At 69.5% G+C, this 16,735-nt stretch carries 14 protein-coding genes; all 14 read left to right on the top strand.

Going from position 1 to position 16,735, the window contains the following annotated elements:
• The first annotated feature begins 722 nt into the window (after positions 1-722).
• The 14 genes from IH25_RS0101600 to nuoN are packed head-to-tail and all read left to right on the top strand — an operon-like array spanning position 723 to position 16,734.
• Entirely contained in the window at positions 723-1,082 is a 360-nt protein-coding gene (locus IH25_RS0101600) for an NADH-quinone oxidoreductase subunit A (RefSeq protein WP_003992243.1), read from the top strand.
• A gap of 10 nt (positions 1,083-1,092) precedes the next feature.
• A complete protein-coding gene (locus tag IH25_RS0101595; protein WP_007383964.1) occupies positions 1,093-1,647 on the top strand; it encodes a NuoB/complex I 20 kDa subunit family protein in 555 nt (184 codons plus the stop codon).
• Positions 1,644-2,441 (top strand): NADH-quinone oxidoreductase subunit C, encoded by a 798-nt coding sequence (locus tag IH25_RS0101590; RefSeq protein ID WP_030601498.1) that lies wholly within the window; start codon positions 1,644-1,646, stop codon positions 2,439-2,441. Before IH25_RS0101595 ends, IH25_RS0101590 begins: the two co-directional genes overlap by 4 nt.
• Complete coding sequence (locus IH25_RS0101585; RefSeq protein WP_030601495.1) at positions 2,438-3,763, top strand: NADH-quinone oxidoreductase subunit D; 1,326 nt, start codon at positions 2,438-2,440, stop codon at positions 3,761-3,763. The genes IH25_RS0101590 and IH25_RS0101585 overlap by 4 nt, the downstream gene beginning before the upstream one ends.
• Entirely contained in the window at positions 3,760-4,542 is a 783-nt protein-coding gene (gene nuoE, locus IH25_RS0101580) for an NADH-quinone oxidoreductase subunit NuoE (protein ID WP_030601491.1), read from the top strand. Before IH25_RS0101585 ends, nuoE begins: the two co-directional genes overlap by 4 nt.
• On the top strand, positions 4,542-5,888 hold the full coding sequence (gene nuoF / locus IH25_RS0101575; RefSeq protein WP_030601488.1) for an NADH-quinone oxidoreductase subunit NuoF: 1,347 nt from the start codon (positions 4,542-4,544) through the stop codon (positions 5,886-5,888). The genes nuoE and nuoF overlap by 1 nt, the downstream gene beginning before the upstream one ends.
• Positions 5,885-8,389, top strand: coding sequence for an NADH-quinone oxidoreductase subunit G (locus tag IH25_RS0101570; RefSeq protein WP_030601486.1), 2,505 nt, complete (start codon positions 5,885-5,887; stop codon positions 8,387-8,389). The genes nuoF and IH25_RS0101570 overlap by 4 nt, the downstream gene beginning before the upstream one ends.
• The gene (gene nuoH, locus IH25_RS0101565) at positions 8,386-9,750 is read left to right on the top strand and encodes an NADH-quinone oxidoreductase subunit NuoH (protein ID WP_030601484.1); all 1,365 of its coding nucleotides are present in this window, start codon (positions 8,386-8,388) and stop codon (positions 9,748-9,750) included. Before IH25_RS0101570 ends, nuoH begins: the two co-directional genes overlap by 4 nt.
• Positions 9,743-10,393 carry an NADH-quinone oxidoreductase subunit NuoI gene (nuoI, locus tag IH25_RS0101560; RefSeq protein WP_030601481.1) on the top strand — a complete coding sequence of 217 codons (651 nt, stop codon included), beginning with the start codon at positions 9,743-9,745 and terminating at the stop codon, positions 10,391-10,393. The genes nuoH and nuoI overlap by 8 nt, the downstream gene beginning before the upstream one ends.
• On the top strand, positions 10,390-11,235 hold the full coding sequence (locus IH25_RS0101555) for an NADH-quinone oxidoreductase subunit J (protein WP_030601480.1): 846 nt from the start codon (positions 10,390-10,392) through the stop codon (positions 11,233-11,235). The genes nuoI and IH25_RS0101555 overlap by 4 nt, the downstream gene beginning before the upstream one ends.
• Positions 11,232-11,531, top strand: a complete 300-nt coding sequence (gene nuoK, locus IH25_RS0101550) for an NADH-quinone oxidoreductase subunit NuoK (protein ID WP_030601478.1) — start codon at positions 11,232-11,234, stop codon at positions 11,529-11,531. Before IH25_RS0101555 ends, nuoK begins: the two co-directional genes overlap by 4 nt.
• Before the next feature lie 15 nt (positions 11,532-11,546).
• Positions 11,547-13,511: an NADH-quinone oxidoreductase subunit L gene (nuoL, locus tag IH25_RS0101545; RefSeq protein WP_030601475.1), complete on the top strand. Its 1,965-nt coding sequence runs from the start codon at positions 11,547-11,549 to the stop codon at positions 13,509-13,511.
• Between the two features lie 5 nt (positions 13,512-13,516).
• Positions 13,517-15,088: an NADH-quinone oxidoreductase subunit M gene (locus IH25_RS0101540; protein WP_030601473.1), complete on the top strand. Its 1,572-nt coding sequence runs from the start codon at positions 13,517-13,519 to the stop codon at positions 15,086-15,088.
• A complete protein-coding gene (nuoN, locus tag IH25_RS0101535; protein ID WP_030601470.1) occupies positions 15,085-16,734 on the top strand; it encodes an NADH-quinone oxidoreductase subunit NuoN in 1,650 nt (549 codons plus the stop codon). Before IH25_RS0101540 ends, nuoN begins: the two co-directional genes overlap by 4 nt.
• The last annotated feature ends 1 nt before the right edge of the window (position 16,735 follow it).

Here is a 16,735-nt window from a genome sequence, read left to right as displayed (position 1 = left end):
GCTCCTTCATATCTTCAAGAAACGTGTCGTGCGCCACAGTTGCTCAATCGATACCTGGAAACCCGGGCGTGTCGCCCTTTATTGACGCCGTAACGGACATTGCGGACCGTCGTGATCAAGCCCTTGATCACGGTCTTTGATCATTACGTCCGAATTGCCCCGCGCTTACCACTGGTTGGGGTCGTTGGCCAAGCCTGGTTCTCATCGCCCTCTCACGGACGTGACGGAGGTCACGGAACGGCCGGTGGAACTCCGGCGTCCGGCGCGTGCGGACCTCGTGAACGCGCGCACGCACCGGGACCCGCGTTCACGCCCGCCCCGGGGTCCGCTCCGGGGTGTGAACGGATCGCACTACCAGATGTCTGCGCCAGGCACCAATTTGCATGCAGGTGAACTCTCTTGATATGGAGACGACCCTTCTCGCCTGCGCTGATAAGTAAGAATGTCACTTCTGGTGATCAACTGAACGCTTCCGGTATGTAGATCACCCATCATCCGACTTCATGATCCTTCGTCAGGTGGTGGAGATCACAAAGCTTGTGCAATACCCCGTGTCGCAGATCACAGAGTGACAGGCATAAGATGCGAGGCAATCGGGCTTGTGACCTGCTTCACATGTTCTCGATCTTCGCCCGGGACGAGCGGGGTTCGTGGGACCGGTGAGGCGATGTGAGCCCAGTGATCCGCCAGCAGTCAGTGCCGACTGAGAGGAGCGAGGAGCGGTGAACGCGTATGCGCCCATCCTCGTACTGGGAGCCCTCGGGGCAGGCTTTGCGATCTTCTCCGTGGTCATGGCCACGCTGATCGGTCCGAAGCGGTACAACCGCGCCAAACTCGAAGCCTACGAGTGCGGCATCGAGCCGACCCCCACGCCGGCCGGCGGCGGGCGCTTCCCCATCAAGTACTACCTGACGGCGATGCTCTTCATCGTCTTCGACATCGAGATCGTCTTCCTCTACCCCTGGGCCGTCACCTTCGACGCCCTGGGGATTTTCGGGCTCGTGGAGATGCTGCTCTTCGTGCTCACCGTCTTCGTCGCGTACGCGTACGTATGGCGGCGCGGCGGCCTGGAATGGGACTGAGGGGCCTTACATGGGACTCGAAGAAAAGCTGCCGAGCGGCTTCCTGCTCACCACCGTCGAGCAGGCCGCGGGCTGGGTGCGCAAGGCGTCCGTCTTCCCGGCCACCTTCGGCCTCGCCTGCTGCGCCATCGAGATGATGACCACCGGCGCCGGCCGCTACGACCTCGCCCGCTTCGGCATGGAGGTCTTCCGCGGCTCGCCGCGCCAGGCCGACCTGATGATCGTCGCCGGCCGGGTCAGCCAGAAGATGGCGCCCGTCCTGCGGCAGGTCTACGACCAGATGCCCAACCCCAAGTGGGTGATCTCCATGGGCGTCTGCGCCTCCTCGGGCGGCATGTTCAACAACTACGCGATCGTCCAGGGCGTCGACCACATCGTCCCGGTCGACATCTACCTCCCCGGCTGTCCGCCCCGGCCCGAGATGCTCATGGACGCGATCCTCAAGCTCCACCAGAAGATCCAGTCGTCCAAGCTCGGCGTGAACGCCGAGGAAGCGGCCCGGGAGGCGGAGGAAGCGGCGCTGAAGGCCCTGCCCACGATCGAGATGAAGGGGCTGCTGCGGTGAGCGACGCGAAGAACGGCACCCAGGGCGCGAACGGGTCCGCGAACGCCAACGGGTCCGCGAACGGTTCCGCGAACGGGGTGAACCCCGAGAAGGACCTCGCCGCGGCCAACCTCCCCGGGATGCGCGGCCAGGGCGGCGAGGAGATCCGCGTCCAGCGCGGCATGTTCGGCGCCGACAACGGCGGCGACACCTCCGGCTACGGCGGCCTGGTCCGCTCGGTCCGGCTCCCGGGACCGGCGACCCGCCCCTACGGCGGCTGGTTCGACGAGGTCGCCGACGAGCTCGAAGGCGCTCTGGAGGAACAGGGACTGCTGCCCGGGAACGCGATCGAGAAGACGGTCGTCGACCGCGACGAGCTGACCTTCCACATCGAACGCGAGCACCTGGTCCGCGTCGCCCGCGTCCTGCGCGACGACCCGGCCCTGCGCTTCGAGCTGTGCACCGGCGTCAGCGGCGTCCACTACCCGAACGACAAGGGCCGCGAGCTGCACGCCGTCTACCACCTGCGCTCGATCACCCACAACCGGCTGATCCGCCTCGAAGTCAGCGCCCCCGACAGCGACCCGCGCATCCCGTCCCTGGTCTCCGTCTACCCGACCAACGACTGGCACGAGCGCGAGACCTACGACTTCTTCGGGATCGTCTTCGACGGTCACCCGGCCCTGACGCGGATCATGATGCCGGACGACTGGCAGGGCCACCCGCAGCGCAAGGACTACCCCCTCGGCGGCATCCCCGTCGAGTACAAGGGCGCCCAGATCCCGGCTCCGGACCAGCGGAGGTCGTACTCGTGAGCAGCACCCAGTCAGCAGCCGCCCGGGAAACCACCGAGGGCACCGTCTACACGGTCACCGGTGGCGACTGGGACGAGGTCGTCCAGTCCGCGGCCCGCGCCGACGACGAACGCATCGTCGTCAACATGGGCCCCCAGCACCCGTCCACCCACGGAGTGCTCCGCCTCATCCTGGAGATCGAGGGCGAGACGGTCACCGAGGCCCGCTGCGGCATCGGCTACCTCCACACCGGCATCGAGAAGAACCTCGAATACCGCACGTGGACGCAGGGCACCACCTTCGTGACGCGCATGGACTACCTGACGTCCTTCTTCAACGAGACCGCCTACTGTCTCGCCGTCGAGAAACTCCTCGGCATCGAGGACCAGATCACCGAGCGCGCCGAGATCATCCGAGTGCTCCTGATGGAGCTGAACCGGATGTCCTCCCACCTGGTGTGCATCGCCACCGGCGGCATGGAGCTCGGCGCCACCACGATCATGATCTACGGCTTCCGTGATCGTGAAATGATTCTCGACCTCTACGAGCTCATCACGGGCCTGCGCATGAACCACGCGTACATCCGGCCCGGCGGACTCGCCCAGGACCTGCCGCCCGGCGCGGTGGACCAGATCCGCGAGTTCGTGAAGAAGATGCAGCGGAACCTCCCGGAGTACGACAAGCTCGCCACCGGGAACCCCATCTTCAAGGCCCGTATGCAGGACATCGGCTACCTCGACCTGGCCGGCTGCATGGCCCTCGGCGCCACCGGCCCGATCCTGCGCTCCACCGGCCTCCCGCACGACCTGCGCAAGACCCAGCCGTACTGCGGCTACGAGAACTACGACTTCGACGTCCCGACCGCCGACTCCTGCGACGCCTACGGCCGCTTCCTCATCCGCCTGGAGGAGATGCGCCAGTCGCTCAGGATCGTCGAGCAGTGCCTGGACCGGCTCCAGCCCGGCCCGGTCATGGTCGCGGACAAGAAGATCGCCTGGCCCGCCCAGCTCGCCCTCGGACCGGACGGACTCGGCAACTCCCTCGACCACATCAAGAAGATCATGGGCACCTCCATGGAGGCCCTGATCCACCACTTCAAGCTGGTCACCGAGGGCTTCCGGGTCCCGCCGGGGCAGGCGTACGCGGCCGTGGAGTCGCCCAAGGGCGAGCTCGGGGTGCACGCCGTCTCCGACGGCGGCACCCGCCCCTACCGGGTCCACTTCCGCGACCCGTCCTTCACCAACCTTCAGGCCATGGCGGCGATGTGCGAGGGCGGCCAGGTCGCCGACGTCATCGTCGCCGTCGCGTCCATCGACCCCGTGATGGGAGGCGTCGACCGGTGACCACCTCTTCTTCGGAGCGGGGCATCAGCCTGGGCATGCCCGAACTGCCCGCACCGGCCTACCCGGACGACGTCCGGGCCCGGCTGGAGGCGGACGCCCGCGACGTGATCGCGCGCTACCCCGACTCCCGGTCCGCCCTGCTGCCGCTGCTCCACCTCGTGCAGTCCGAGGAGGGCCACGTCACCCGCACCGGGATGCGGTTCTGCGCGGACATGCTCGGCCTGACCACGGCCGAGGTCACCGCGGTCGCCACCTTCTACACCATGTACCGGCGCCGGCCCTCCGGTGACTACCAGGTCGGCGTGTGCACCAACACGCTGTGCGCGGTCATGGGCGGCGACGCCATCTTCGAGACCCTCCAGGAGCACCTGGGCGTCGGCAACGGCGAGACCACCGACGACGGGAAGGTCACCCTGGAGCACATCGAGTGCAACGCGGCCTGCGACTTCGCGCCGGTCGTGATGGTCAACTGGGAGTTCTTCGACAACCAGACCCCCGCGAGCGCCAAGCGCCTGGTGGACGACCTGCGCGCCGGGCGCGCCGTACAGCCCACGCGCGGGGCGCGCCTGTGCACCTTCAAGGAGACCGCGCGGATCCTGGCCGGCTTCCCCGACGAGCGGCCCGGGGCCGTCGAGGAGGGCGGCAGCGCGGGCCCCGCCTCGCTGGCGGGCCTCCGCCTGGCCAAGGGAGAGGACGCGTCCGCGCGCGTGGTCCATCCGCGGGTCCAGCAGTCCCCGGACGCCCCGTCGGCGGGCCAGGCCGAAGAGGAGGGGGAGTGATGACCGTGGTATCCGAGGTCAAGGACCCGAGCCCCGAGAAGCTGCTCGCACCCGTGCTGTCGGCCTTCTGGGACGAGGACCGGTCCTGGACGCTGGACGTCTACCGGAGGCACGAGGGGTACGAGGGGCTCCGCAAGGCCCTCGCCATGTCACCGGACGACCTGATCGCGTACGTCAAGGAATCCGGGCTGCGCGGCCGCGGCGGCGCGGGGTTCCCGACCGGGATGAAGTGGCAGTTCATTCCCCAGGGCGATGGAAAACCGCACTATCTCGTTGTCAACGCCGACGAGTCGGAGCCCGGGACGTGCAAGGACATCCCGCTCCTCTTCGCGAACCCGCACAGCCTCATCGAGGGCATCGTGATCGCGTGCTACGCCATCAGGTCGTCGCACGCCTTCATCTATCTGCGCGGGGAGGTCGTCCCCGTACTGCGGCGGCTGCACGAGGCCGTGCGCGAGGCCTACGCGGCGGGCTACCTCGGCGAGAACATCCTGGGCAGCGGGCTCGACGTGAAGCTCACCGTGCACGCCGGCGCCGGCGCGTACATCTGCGGTGAGGAGACCGCGCTGCTCGACTCGCTCGAAGGCCGCCGTGGTCAACCGCGGCTGCGTCCCCCCTTCCCCGCCGTGGAAGGCCTCTACGCCTGTCCCACCGTGGTGAACAACGTCGAGTCGATCGCGTCGGTTCCCGCCATCCTGAAAAACGGCAAGGAATGGTTCAGGTCGATGGGCAGCGAGAAGTCCCCGGGCTTCACGCTCTACTCGCTCAGCGGCCACGTCGCCGGCCCCGGACAGTACGAGGCCCCGCTCGGCATCACCCTGCGCCAGCTGCTCGACATGAGCGGCGGCATGCGCCCCGGCCACCGGCTGAAGTTCTGGACGCCGGGCGGCTCCTCCACGCCGATGTTCACCGACGAACACCTCGACGTCCCCCTCGACTACGAGGGCGTCGGCGCCGCCGGCTCCATGCTCGGCACCAAGGCCCTGCAGTGCTTCGACGAGACGACCTGCGTGGTGCGGGCCGTCACCCGCTGGACCGAGTTCTACGCCCACGAGTCCTGCGGCAAGTGCACCCCCTGCCGGGAAGGGACGTACTGGCTGGTGCAGCTGCTGCGGGACATCGAGGCCGGCAAGGGCACCATGTCCGACCTCGACAAGCTCGCCGACATCGCCGACAACATCAACGGCAAGTCCTTCTGCGCCCTCGGCGACGGCGCCGCGTCCCCGATCTTCTCCTCGCTGAAGTACTTCCGCGAGGAGTACGAACAGCACATCACGGGCCGGGGCTGCCCCTTCGACCCGGCCAAGTCCACGGCCTGGGCGGACCGCCCGGAGGTGAACGCATGACCGTGACCACGAGCGCCCCCGCCGGCGGGGGCGAGGCGGCGGTCCCGCCGGAAGACCTCGTCACGCTGACCATCGACGGCATCGAGATCAGCGTGCCCAAGGGCACCCTGGTCATCCGTGCCGCCGAGCAGCTCGGCATCGAGATCCCCCGGTTCTGCGACCATCCCCTCCTGGACCCGGCCGGCGCCTGCCGCCAGTGCATCGTGGAGGTCGAGGGCCAGCGCAAGCCGATGGCGTCCTGCACGATCACCTGCACCGACGGCATGGTCGTCAAGACCCACCTCACCTCCCCGGTCGCCGAGAAGGCCCAGCACGGGGTGATGGAGCTGCTGCTCATCAACCACCCGCTGGACTGCCCGGTCTGCGACAAGGGCGGCGAGTGCCCGCTGCAGAACCAGGCGGTCTCGCACGGCAACGCCGAGTCCCGCTTCGAGGGCCGCAAGCGGACCTACGAGAAGCCCGTCGCGATCTCCACGCAGGTGCTGCTCGACCGCGAGCGGTGCGTGCTGTGCGCCCGCTGTACCCGCTTCTCCAACCAGATCGCGGGCGACCCCATGATCGAGCTGATCGAGCGGGGCGCGCTCCAGCAGGTCGGCACCGGCGAGGGCGACCCCTTCGAGTCGTACTTCTCCGGCAACACCATCCAGATCTGCCCGGTCGGCGCGCTCACCTCGGCCGCCTACCGCTTCCGCTCCCGCCCCTTCGACCTGGTCTCCTCGCCGTCGGTGTGCGAGCACTGCGCCGGCGGTTGCGCCACCCGCACCGACCACCGGCGCGGCAAGGTCATGCGGCGGCTCGCCGCCAACGACCCCGAGGTCAACGAGGAGTGGATCTGCGACAAGGGACGCTTCGCGTTCCGCTACGCCCAGCAGCGCGACCGCCTGGAGACCCCGCTGGTCCGGAACGCCGAGGGCGTGCTGGAGCCCGCCTCCTGGCCCGAGGCGCTCCAGGCGGCGGCCGAGGGCCTGTCCGCCGCGCGCTCCCGGGCCGGTGTCCTCATCGGCGGCCGGCTGACCGTCGAGGACGCCTACGCCTACAGCAAGTTCGCCCGGGTCGCGCTCGACACCAACGACATCGACTTCCGCGCGCGCGTGCACAGCGGCGAGGAGGCCGACTTCCTCGCCTCCCGGGTCGCCGGCCGCGGCCGGGACCTGGACGGTACGGGCGTCACGTACACCTCCCTGGAGAAGGCGCCCGCCGTGCTGCTGGTCGGCTTCGAGTCGGAGGAGGAGGCGCCCGGCGTCTTCCTGCGGCTGCGCAAGGCCTGGCGCAAGCACAAGCAGCGGGTGTTCGCGCTGGCCACGCACGCCACCCGGGGCCTGGAGAAGTCCGGCGGCACGCTGCTGCCGGCCGCCCCCGGCACCGAGACGGAGTGGCTGGACGCCCTCGCGAGCGGCGTCGGCCTGGAGGAGCCCGGCACGCGCGCCGCCGAGGCCCTGCGCGCCGACGGCGCCGTCATCGTCGTGGGGGAGCGGCTGGCCGCGGTCCCGGGCGGCCTCACCGCCGCCGTGCGCACCGCCGCCGCGACCGGCGCCGAGCTGGTGTGGATCCCCCGCCGGGCCGGTGAGCGCGGCGCCGTGGAGGCGGGCGCGCTGCCCTCGCTGTTGCCGGGCGGCCGGCCCGCGACCGAACCGCGCGCGCGGGAGGAGGTCGCCGCCGTCTGGGGGCTCGCCGAACTCCCCGCAGGGTACGGCCGCGACACCCAGCAGATCCTGACGGCCGCCGCGGCCGGTGAACTGTCCGCGCTGCTGGTCGCCGGCGTGGAGGTCGCCGACCTGCCCGACCCGGCACGCGCGCGCGAGGCGCTGGCGAACGTCGGCTTCCTGGTGTCGCTGGAGCTGCGGCTCAGCGAGGTCACCGCGCACGCCGACGTCGTCCTGCCGGTCGCCGCGGTCGCCGAGAAGGCCGGCTCCTTCCTCAACTGGGAAGGCCGGGTGCGCTCCTTCGGGGCCGCGCTCAAGCCCGACCAGATGACCCGCCGGCTCGCCCCGGCCGACACCCGCGTGCTGCACATGCTCGCCGACGCCATGGACACCCACCTGGGCCTGCCGGACCTGCGCACCACGCGCGCGGAGATCGACCGGCTCGGCCTCTGGGACGGCCCCCGCGCCCTGGCGCCGAGGGAGTCCGCGGGCGCCCTGCCCCGCCCGGCGGCCGGCGAGGCCGTACTGGCCGGGCACCGGCTCCTGCTCGACCAGGGCGTCCTCCAGGAGGGCGACGAGGCGCTCGCCGGAACCCGGCACGCCGCGCTCGCCCGCCTGTCCGCGGCCACGGCCGCCGAGGCGGGCGTCGAGGACGGCGGCACCCTGGCCGTCACCGGACCCGCCGGCACGGCCGAACTGCCCCTCCGGGTCACCGAGATGCCCGACCGGGTGGTCTGGCTCCCGCTGAACTCCACCGGCGGCGGCGTCGCCTCCGACACCGGGGCGCGGCCCGGCTCCCTCGTCCGCATCGGCCCGGCGGCCACCGCCGAGACGGCCCCCAAGGAGGTGGAGGCATGAGCGCGTACCTCGCCGCGGAAGACCTCTCGATGTTCGGCCGCGACCCCTGGTGGCTGGTCGTCGTCAAGGCCGTCTTCTGCTTCGCCTTCCTGATGGTGACCGTGCTGTTCTCCATCGTCTGGGAGCGCAAGGTCGTCGCCTGGATGCAGCTGCGCATCGGCCCCAACCGGCACGGCCCCTGGGGCATGCTCCAGTCGCTCGCCGACGGCATCAAGCTGATGCTCAAGGAGGACCTCGTCGTCAAACGCGCGGACAAGGTGGTCTACGTCCTCGCACCGGTCGTCGCGGCCATCCCCGCCTTCATGGCGATCGCGGTGATCCCCTTCGGCCCGGCCGGCAACGAGATCTCGATCTTCGGCCACCGCACCACGATGCAGCTCACCGACCTGCCGATCGCGATGCTCTACATCCTCGCGGTCGCCTCCGTCGGCATCTACGGCATCGTGCTGGCGGGCTGGAGCTCCGGATCCACCTATCCGCTGCTGGGCGGCCTGCGCTCCTGCGCCCAGATGATCTCCTACGAGATCGCCATGGGCGCCGCGTTCGCCTCCGTGTTCCTCTACTCGGGGTCGATGTCGACGTCCAGGATCGTGGAGGCGCAGGCCGACCGCTGGTACATCCTGCTGCTGCCGGTCTCCTTCATCCTGTACATCGTCACGATGGTCGGCGAGACCAACCGCGCCCCCTTCGACATGCCGGAGTCCGAGGGCGACCTGGTCGGCGGCTTCAACACCGAGTACTCGTCGATCAAGTTCGCGATGTTCATGCTCGCCGAGTACGTCAACATGGTGACGGTCTCGGCCGTCTCCGCCACCCTCTTCCTCGGCGGCTGGCGCACCCCCTGGCCGATCAGCACCTTCTGGGAGGGCGCCAACCACGGCTGGTGGCCGCTGCTCTGGTTCGTCGTCAAGGTCCAGCTGCTGCTGTTCTTCTTCATCTGGCTGCGCGGCACCCTCCCGCGCGTGCGCTACGACCAGCTGATGAAGCTCGGCTGGAAGGTCCTCATCCCGGTCTCGGTGACCTGGCTGATGCTCGTCGCGACCGTCCGCGCGCTGCGCAACGAGAACTACGACTTCGCCGACATCGCCCTCTACGTCGGCGGCGGGGTCCTCGCCCTGCTGCTCGTCTCCTTCGTCGCCGACATGTTCCGCGAGAAGAACAGGACCGCCGGGCCGCCCGCCGCCCAGGAGCCGGTCTTCGATCCCATGGCGGGCGGATTCCCCGTACCGCCGCTGCCCGGACAGCAGTTGCCGCCGGTGCCCAGGCGCCGCCCGCGCCGGGAGCGGGAGCTGATTGTCAGTGGTGGGGCGGACACTGTCAGTGACGGAACTTCGGATGGAAAGGAGGCGTCCGATGGCTGAGGAGCCTCAGGAGTCCGGGCAGATCAAGCCCGGCTTCCAGAATCCCGTGGCCGGCTTCGGCGTGACCTTCAAGGCCATGTTCAAGAAGCGGCTGACCGAGCAGTACCCGGAGCAGAAGAAGACCACGGCTCCGCGGTTCCACGGACGGCACCAGCTCAACCGCCATCCGGACGGCCTGGAGAAGTGCGTCGGCTGCGAGCTGTGCGCCTGGGCCTGCCCCGCCGACGCCATCTACGTGGAGGGCGCCGACAACACCGACGAGGAACGCTACTCGCCGGGCGAGCGCTACGGCCGCGTCTACCAGATCAACTACGCCCGCTGCATCCTGTGCGGCCTGTGCATCGAGGCGTGCCCCACGCGCGCGCTGACGATGACCAACGAGTTCGAACTGGCCGACTCCAGCCGCGCCAACCTCATCTACACCAAGGAGCAGCTGCTCGCCGGTCTCGAAGAGGGCATGGTCGACACCCCGCACGCCATCTTCCCGGGGACGGACGAACAGGACTACTACCGCGGCCTGGTCACCCACGCCGCGCCCGGCACCGAACGGCAGACCGCCGTCTCCAAGGGCGAGGGTCCGCAGGAGGCCGCCGCCACCTTCGGCGAGGACGAGCCGGCCTCGCAGGAGGTGATCGGCCGATGAGCGCGCAGCACCTGGCCGCCTACACCACCTCCACCGGTGAGGCCTTCCAGTTCTGGGTCCTCGGCACCGTCGCGGTGATCGGCGCCCTGTGCACCGTCTTCATGAGGAAGGCTGTGCACAGCGCGCTCTGCCTCGCCGGCACGATGATCGTCCTGGCGGTGTTCTACCTCGCCAACGGCGCCTACTTCCTCGGCATCGTGCAGATCGTCGTCTACACCGGCGCGATCATGATGCTGTTCCTGTTCGTGGTGATGCTCGTCGGCGTCACGGCCGCGGACTCCCTGAAGGAGACCATCAAGGGCCAGCGCTGGCTGGCCCTGCTGTGCGGGATCGGCTTCGGCGTCCTGCTGCTCGCCGGCATCGGCAACGCCTCCCTGAAGGAGTTCAACGGCACCGGCCAGGCCAACGCCAACGGCAACGTCGAGGGGCTGGCGTCGCTGATCTTCACCAAGTACGTCTTCGCCTTCGAGATCACCGGCGCGCTGCTCATTACCGCGGCCGTCGGCGCCATGGTGCTCACCCACCGGGAGCGCACCGAGCGCGCCAAGACCCAGCGCGAGCTGTCCGAGCAGCGCATCCGCGAGGGCACGTACATCCCGCCGCTGCCCGCCCCCGGCGTCTACGCCCGGCACAACGCGGTCGACATCGCGGGCCTGCTGCCCGACGGCACCCCGTCCGAGCTGACCGTCAACAAGACGCTGCGCGCCCGCGGCCAGATCCGGGACGTGTCCACCGAGGCGCTGAACGACCTGCGGGCGCTGGAGCAGCGCGCGGAGGAGCGCCTGGAGCGCCGGGCGATCGAACCGGAGACGTTCAAGCGGCCCGAGGAGGCGTCGAAGTGAACCCGGTCAACTACCTCTACCTCGCCGCCCTGCTGTTCACGATCGGCGCGACCGGCGTCCTCGTCCGGCGCAACGCCATCGTGGTCTTCATGTGCGTCGAGCTGATGCTGAACGCCTGCAACCTCGCGTTCGTCACCTTCTCCCGGATGCACGGCAACCTCGACGGCCAGATCATCGCCTTCTTCACGATGGTCGTCGCCGCCGCGGAGGTCGTGGTGGGCCTCGCGATCATCGTGTCGCTGTTCCGTACCCGCCACTCGGCCTCGGTCGACGACGCCAGCCTGATGAAGCTGTAAGGGGTCGGAAGAATCGTGGAGAACCTGATCGCGCCGCTCATCGCGGCGCCCCTGCTCGGAGCGGCCGTCCTCCTGGTCGGTGGCCGGCGCCTGGACCGCGGCGGCCACTGGATCGGCGTCCTGCTGTCGTTCGTCTCCTTCGCCCTCGGGCTCGTCCTCTTCGCCGATCTGCTCGGCAAGGGCGCCGGACACCGCACCCTGACCCAGCACCTGTTCAGCTGGATCCCGGTGGCCGGCTTCCAGGCGGACGTCACCTTCCGGCTGGACCAGCTGTCGATGACGTTCGTCCTGCTCATCACGGGCGTCGGCTCGCTGATCCACCTGTACTCGGTCGGGTACATGGCGCACGACGAGCGCCGCCGCCGCTTCTTCGGCTACCTGAACCTGTTCCTCGCGGCGATGCTGCTGCTCGTCCTCGCCGACAACTACCTGCTGCTGTACGTCGGCTGGGAGGGCGTCGGCCTCGCCTCGTTCCTGCTGATCGGCTTCTGGCAGCACAAGCCCAGCGCCGCCACGGCCGCGAAGAAGGCCTTCCTGGTCAACCGCGTCGGCGACATGGGCCTGTCGATCGCGATCATGCTGATGTTCACCACCTTCGGCGGCTTCGCCTTCGGCCCGCTCCTCGGCACGCACGAGGAGCCGGGTCTGGTCGGCGGCGCCTCCGAGGGCAAGCTCACCGCGATCGCCCTGATGCTGCTGCTCGCGGCCTGCGGCAAGTCCGCCCAGGTGCCGCTGCAGTCCTGGCTCGGGGACGCCATGGAGGGCCCGACCCCGGTCTCCGCCCTCATCCACGCGGCGACCATGGTGACCGCGGGCGTCTATCTGATCGTCCGCTCCGGCGCGATCTTCAACGCGGCGCCCGACGCCCAGCTGGCCGTCACCGTCGTCGGCGCGGTCACGCTCCTGTTCGGTGCGATCGTCGGTTGCGCCAAGGACGACATCAAGAAGGCGCTGGCCGGCTCGACCATGTCGCAGATCGGCTACATGGTCCTCGCCGCCGGTCTCGGCCCCATCGGCTACGTCTTCGCGATCATGCACCTGGTGACGCACGGCTTCTTCAAGGCCGGGCTGTTCCTCGGCGCCGGTTCGGTGATGCACGGCATGAACGACGAGGTGGACATGCGCCGCTACGGCGGCCTGCGCAAGTACATGCCGGTCACCTTCGTCACCTTCGGCCTCGGCTACCTCGCCATCATCGGGTTCCCGGGCCTGTCCGGCTTCTTCTCCAAGGACAAGATCATCGAGGCGGCGTTCGCCAAGGGCGGCACCGAGGGCTGGATCCTCGGCGGCGCGGCCCTGCTGGGCGCGGCCATCACCGCCTTCTACATGACGCGCGTGATGCTGATGACGTTCTTCGGAGAGGAACGGTGGCGTAACGCCCCGGCCCCGTCCCCGGCCGAGCCCAGTGTGGAGCCGGCCGCCGAGGCCGGGGGCGAGCACGCCGTACCGCACCCGCACGAGTCCCCGAAGGTCATGACGATCCCGATGATCGTCCTCGCCGTCGGCTCGGTCTTCGGCGGTGCCTTCTTCAGCATCGGCGACCGCTTCCTGAACTGGCTGGAGCCGGTCACCGGGCACGACCACGGCGACTCGCCGCTCAGTGCCGGGGTGATCACCGGGGCGACGATGGTGTGCCTGGTCGTCGGAGTCGCCCTCGCCTGGGCCCAGTACGGCGGCAAACCCGTCCCGGCGCTCGCCCCGCGCGGCTCGCTGCTCACCCGCGCGGCCCGCCGCGACCTGCTCCAGGACGACTTCAACCACGTGGTCCTGGTGCGCGGCGGCGAGCACCTGACGCGCTCCCTGGTCTACCTCGACCACTCCCTGGTAGACGGCGTCGTCAACGGCACGGCGGCCGGTTTCGGCGGCCTGTCCGGACGGCTGCGCCGGTTCCAGAACGGCTTCGCCCGCTCCTACGCGGTCTCGATGTTCGGCGGCGCGGCACTCCTGGTCGCCGCGACCCTGCTGATGAGGGCGGTCTGATACCGATGTCCTTTCCTCTGCTGACAGCGACGGCGGCGCTCCCGGCCCTCGGGGCCGTCGCCACGGCCGCCGTACCGGCCGCCCAGCGCACCGCCGCCAAGTGGCTGGCGCTGCTCGTCTCGCTCGCCACGCTCGCCCTGGCCGTCACCGTCCTGGTCCGCTTCGACCCGGACGGCGAGCGCTACCAGCTCACCGAGAACCACGCCTGGATCGAGGACTTCGGGGTCAGGTACGAACTGGGCGTCGACGGCATCGCGGTGGCGCTGATCGCGCTGACCGCCCTGCTGATCCCGTTCATCATCCTCGCCGGCTGGCACGACGCCGACCCGCTGGAGACCGGCAGCCGCCGCTGGCGGCCCACCCAGGGCTTCTTCGCGCTGATCCTGGCGGTGGAGGCGATGGTGGTCATCTCCTTCGAGGCCACCGACGTCTTCCTCTTCTACATCTTCTTCGAAGCCATGCTGATCCCGATGTACTTCCTCATCGGCGGCTTCGGGGACCGCGCGCACGCGCACGGCGAGGAGACGGCCGCCACCCAGCGCTCGTACGCGGCGGTGAAGTTCCTCCTGTACAACCTGGCCGGCGGTCTGATCATGCTGGCCGCGGTGATCGGGCTCTACGTGGCCGCCGGGAACTTCTCGCTCACCGAGATCGCCGACGCCCGAGCCAACGGCACGCTGCACATGGCGACGAACACCGAACGCTGGCTGTTCCTCGGCTTCTTCTTCGCCTTCGCGGTGAAGGCGCCGCTGTGGCCGCTGCACACCTGGCTGCCCAACGCCATGCAGGAGGCCACCGCGCCCGTCGCCGTCCTCATCACCGCGGTGGTCGACAAGGTGGGCACGTTCGCGATGCTCCGCTTCTGCCTCCAGCTGTTCCCGGAGGCCAGCAAGTGGGCGACGCCGGTCGTCCTCGTCCTCGCCCTGATCAGCATCATCTACGGCGCGCTGCTCGCCGTCGGCCAGCGGGACATCAAACGCCTGGTGGCGTACGCGTCGATCTCGCACTTCGGCTTCATCATCATGGGCGTCTTCGCGATGACCAGCCAGGGCCAGTCCGGCGCCACGCTCTACATGGTCAACCACGGCATCTCCACGGCCGCGCTGATGCTCGTCGCCGGTTTCCTCATCTCCCGGCGCGGCTCGCGGCTCATCGCCGACTACGGGGGCGTGCAGAAGGTCGCCCCGGTGCTCGCCGGCACCTTCCTGATCGGCGGCCTCGCCACGCTGTCGCTGCCCGGCCTCGCCCCGTTCGTGAGCGAATTCCTGGTGCTGGTCGGCACATTCACGCGCTACCCGGTGATCGGGATCATCGCCACCTTCGGCATCGTCCTCGCCGCGCTGTACACCCTCGTGCTCTACCAGCGGACGATGACCGGCCCGGTGAAGCCGGAGGTCTCGGCGATGCCCGATCTGCGCGTGCGTGAGGTGCTGGTCGTGGCCCCGCTGATCGTGCTGCTGATCTTCCTGGGCGTCTACCCGAAGCCGGTCACGAACATCATCGACCCGGCGGTCAAACAGACCCTGTCCGACGTACACGAGAAGGACCCCCGGCCCGAGGTGGAGGCGGCCAAGTGAGCGCAACAGCCGTCCACAGCCTGTGGACAACCGCGGCCGAACCGATCACGAAGATCGACGCGCCGAAAATCGAGTACGGACAATTGTCACCGACGCTGATCGTCGTCGGCGCGGCGCTGGTGGGGGTGCTGATCGAGGCGTTCGTGCCGCGCAGGTCCCGCTACTACGCGCAGGTGTTCGTGTCCGTCGTCGCCCTGTGCGCCGCGTTCGCGGCGGTCGTCGCGCTCGCGGCCGACGGGTTCGGCACGACGAAGGCGCACATCGCGGCCATGGGCGCGATCGCGGTCGACGGTCCGGCCCTCTTCCTCCAGGGCACCATCCTGCTGGCCGGCCTGGTCGGCCTGTTCACCTTCGCGGAACGGCGCCTGGACCCGGCGGCGCACGGCAACCGGGTCGACTCCTTCGCCGCGCAGGCCGCGTCGGTGCCCGGCAGCGACAGCGAGAAGGCCGCCGTGCGGGCGGGCTTCACCACCACCGAGGTCTTCCCGCTGCTCCTCTTCGCGATCGGCGGCATGCTGATCTTTCCGGCGGCCAACGACCTGCTGACCCTGTTCGTGGCCCTGGAGGTCCTCTCCCTGCCGCTGTACCTGCTGTGCGCGCTGGCCCGGCGCAAGCGGCTGGTGTCGCAGGAGGCCGCGGTCAAGTACTTCCTGCTGGGCGCGTTCGCCTCGGCGTTCACCCTGTTCGGCATCGCGCTGCTGTACGGCTACGCGGGCTCGGTGTCGTACGCCCGCATCGCCCAGGTCGTCGACGGCACCGTCACCGACGTCGACCCCGCGCTCGCGAACACCATGGGCAACGACGCGCTGCTGCTGATCGGCGGCGCCCTGCTGGTCATGGGCCTGCTGTTCAAGGTGGGCGCGGTGCCGTTCCACATGTGGACCCCCGACGTCTACCAGGGCGCGCCCACCCCCGTGACCGGGTTCATGGCGGCGGCGACGAAGGTGGCCGCCTTCGGCGCGCTGCTGCGCCTGCTCTACGTCGTGCTGCCCGGCCTGCGCTGGGACTGGCGGCCGGTGATGTGGGCGGTGGCGATCGTCACCATGCTGGGCGGTGCGATCGTCGCCATCACCCAGACCGACATCAAGCGGCTGCTGGCGTACTCGTCCATCGCGCACTCCGGATTCATCCTCGCGGGTGTCATCGCCACGTCGAAGGACGGCGTGTCGTCGGTCCTCTTCTATCTGGCGGGCTACTCCTTCGTGACGATCGGCGCGTTCGCCGTGGTCACGCTGGTGCGGGACGCGGGCGGCGAGGCGACCCACCTGTCCAAGTGGGCGGGCCTCGGCCGGCGCTCGCCGCTGGTGGCGGCCGTGTTCGCGGTGTTCCTGCTGGCCTTCGCCGGCATCCCGCTGACCTCCGGGTTCGCGGGGAAGTTCGCCGTGTTCAAGGCGGCGGCGGACGGCGGCGCGGTCCCGCTGGTCATCGTGGGCGTGATCTCCTCGGCGATCGCCGCGTTCTTCTACATCCGGGTGATCGTCCTGATGTTCTTCAGCGAACCGAAGCCGGAGGGCCCGACCGTGGCCGTCCCGTCCCCGCTGACCATGCTGGCCATCGGCCTGGGCGTCGCCACCACCCTGGTCCTCGGCATCGCCCCCCAGTACTTCCTGGACCTGGCGGGCCAGGCGGGGATGTTCGTGCGCTGAC

Origin of the sequence: Streptomyces achromogenes subsp. achromogenes (assembly GCF_000720835.1) — a bacterium.
GTDB lineage: Bacteria > Actinomycetota > Actinomycetes > Streptomycetales > Streptomycetaceae > Streptomyces > Streptomyces achromogenes.
This window is presented reverse-complemented; position numbering and strand designations above follow the sequence as displayed.

Excerpts from the sequence above, each read along its gene's own strand:
- IH25_RS0101570 (WP_030601486.1), top strand. The coding sequence starts at position 5,885 with ATGACCGTGACCACGAGCGCCCCCGCCGGCGGGGGCGAGGCGGCGGTC.
- nuoI (WP_030601481.1), top strand. The coding sequence starts at position 9,743 with ATGGCTGAGGAGCCTCAGGAGTCCGGGCAGATCAAGCCCGGCTTCCAG.
- nuoH (WP_030601484.1), top strand. The coding sequence starts at position 8,386 with ATGAGCGCGTACCTCGCCGCGGAAGACCTCTCGATGTTCGGCCGCGAC.
- IH25_RS0101540 (WP_030601473.1), top strand. The coding sequence starts at position 13,517 with ATGTCCTTTCCTCTGCTGACAGCGACGGCGGCGCTCCCGGCCCTCGGG.
- nuoF (WP_030601488.1), top strand. The coding sequence starts at position 4,542 with ATGACCGTGGTATCCGAGGTCAAGGACCCGAGCCCCGAGAAGCTGCTC.
- IH25_RS0101595 (WP_007383964.1), top strand. The coding sequence starts at position 1,093 with ATGGGACTCGAAGAAAAGCTGCCGAGCGGCTTCCTGCTCACCACCGTC.
- IH25_RS0101555 (WP_030601480.1), top strand. The coding sequence starts at position 10,390 with ATGAGCGCGCAGCACCTGGCCGCCTACACCACCTCCACCGGTGAGGCC.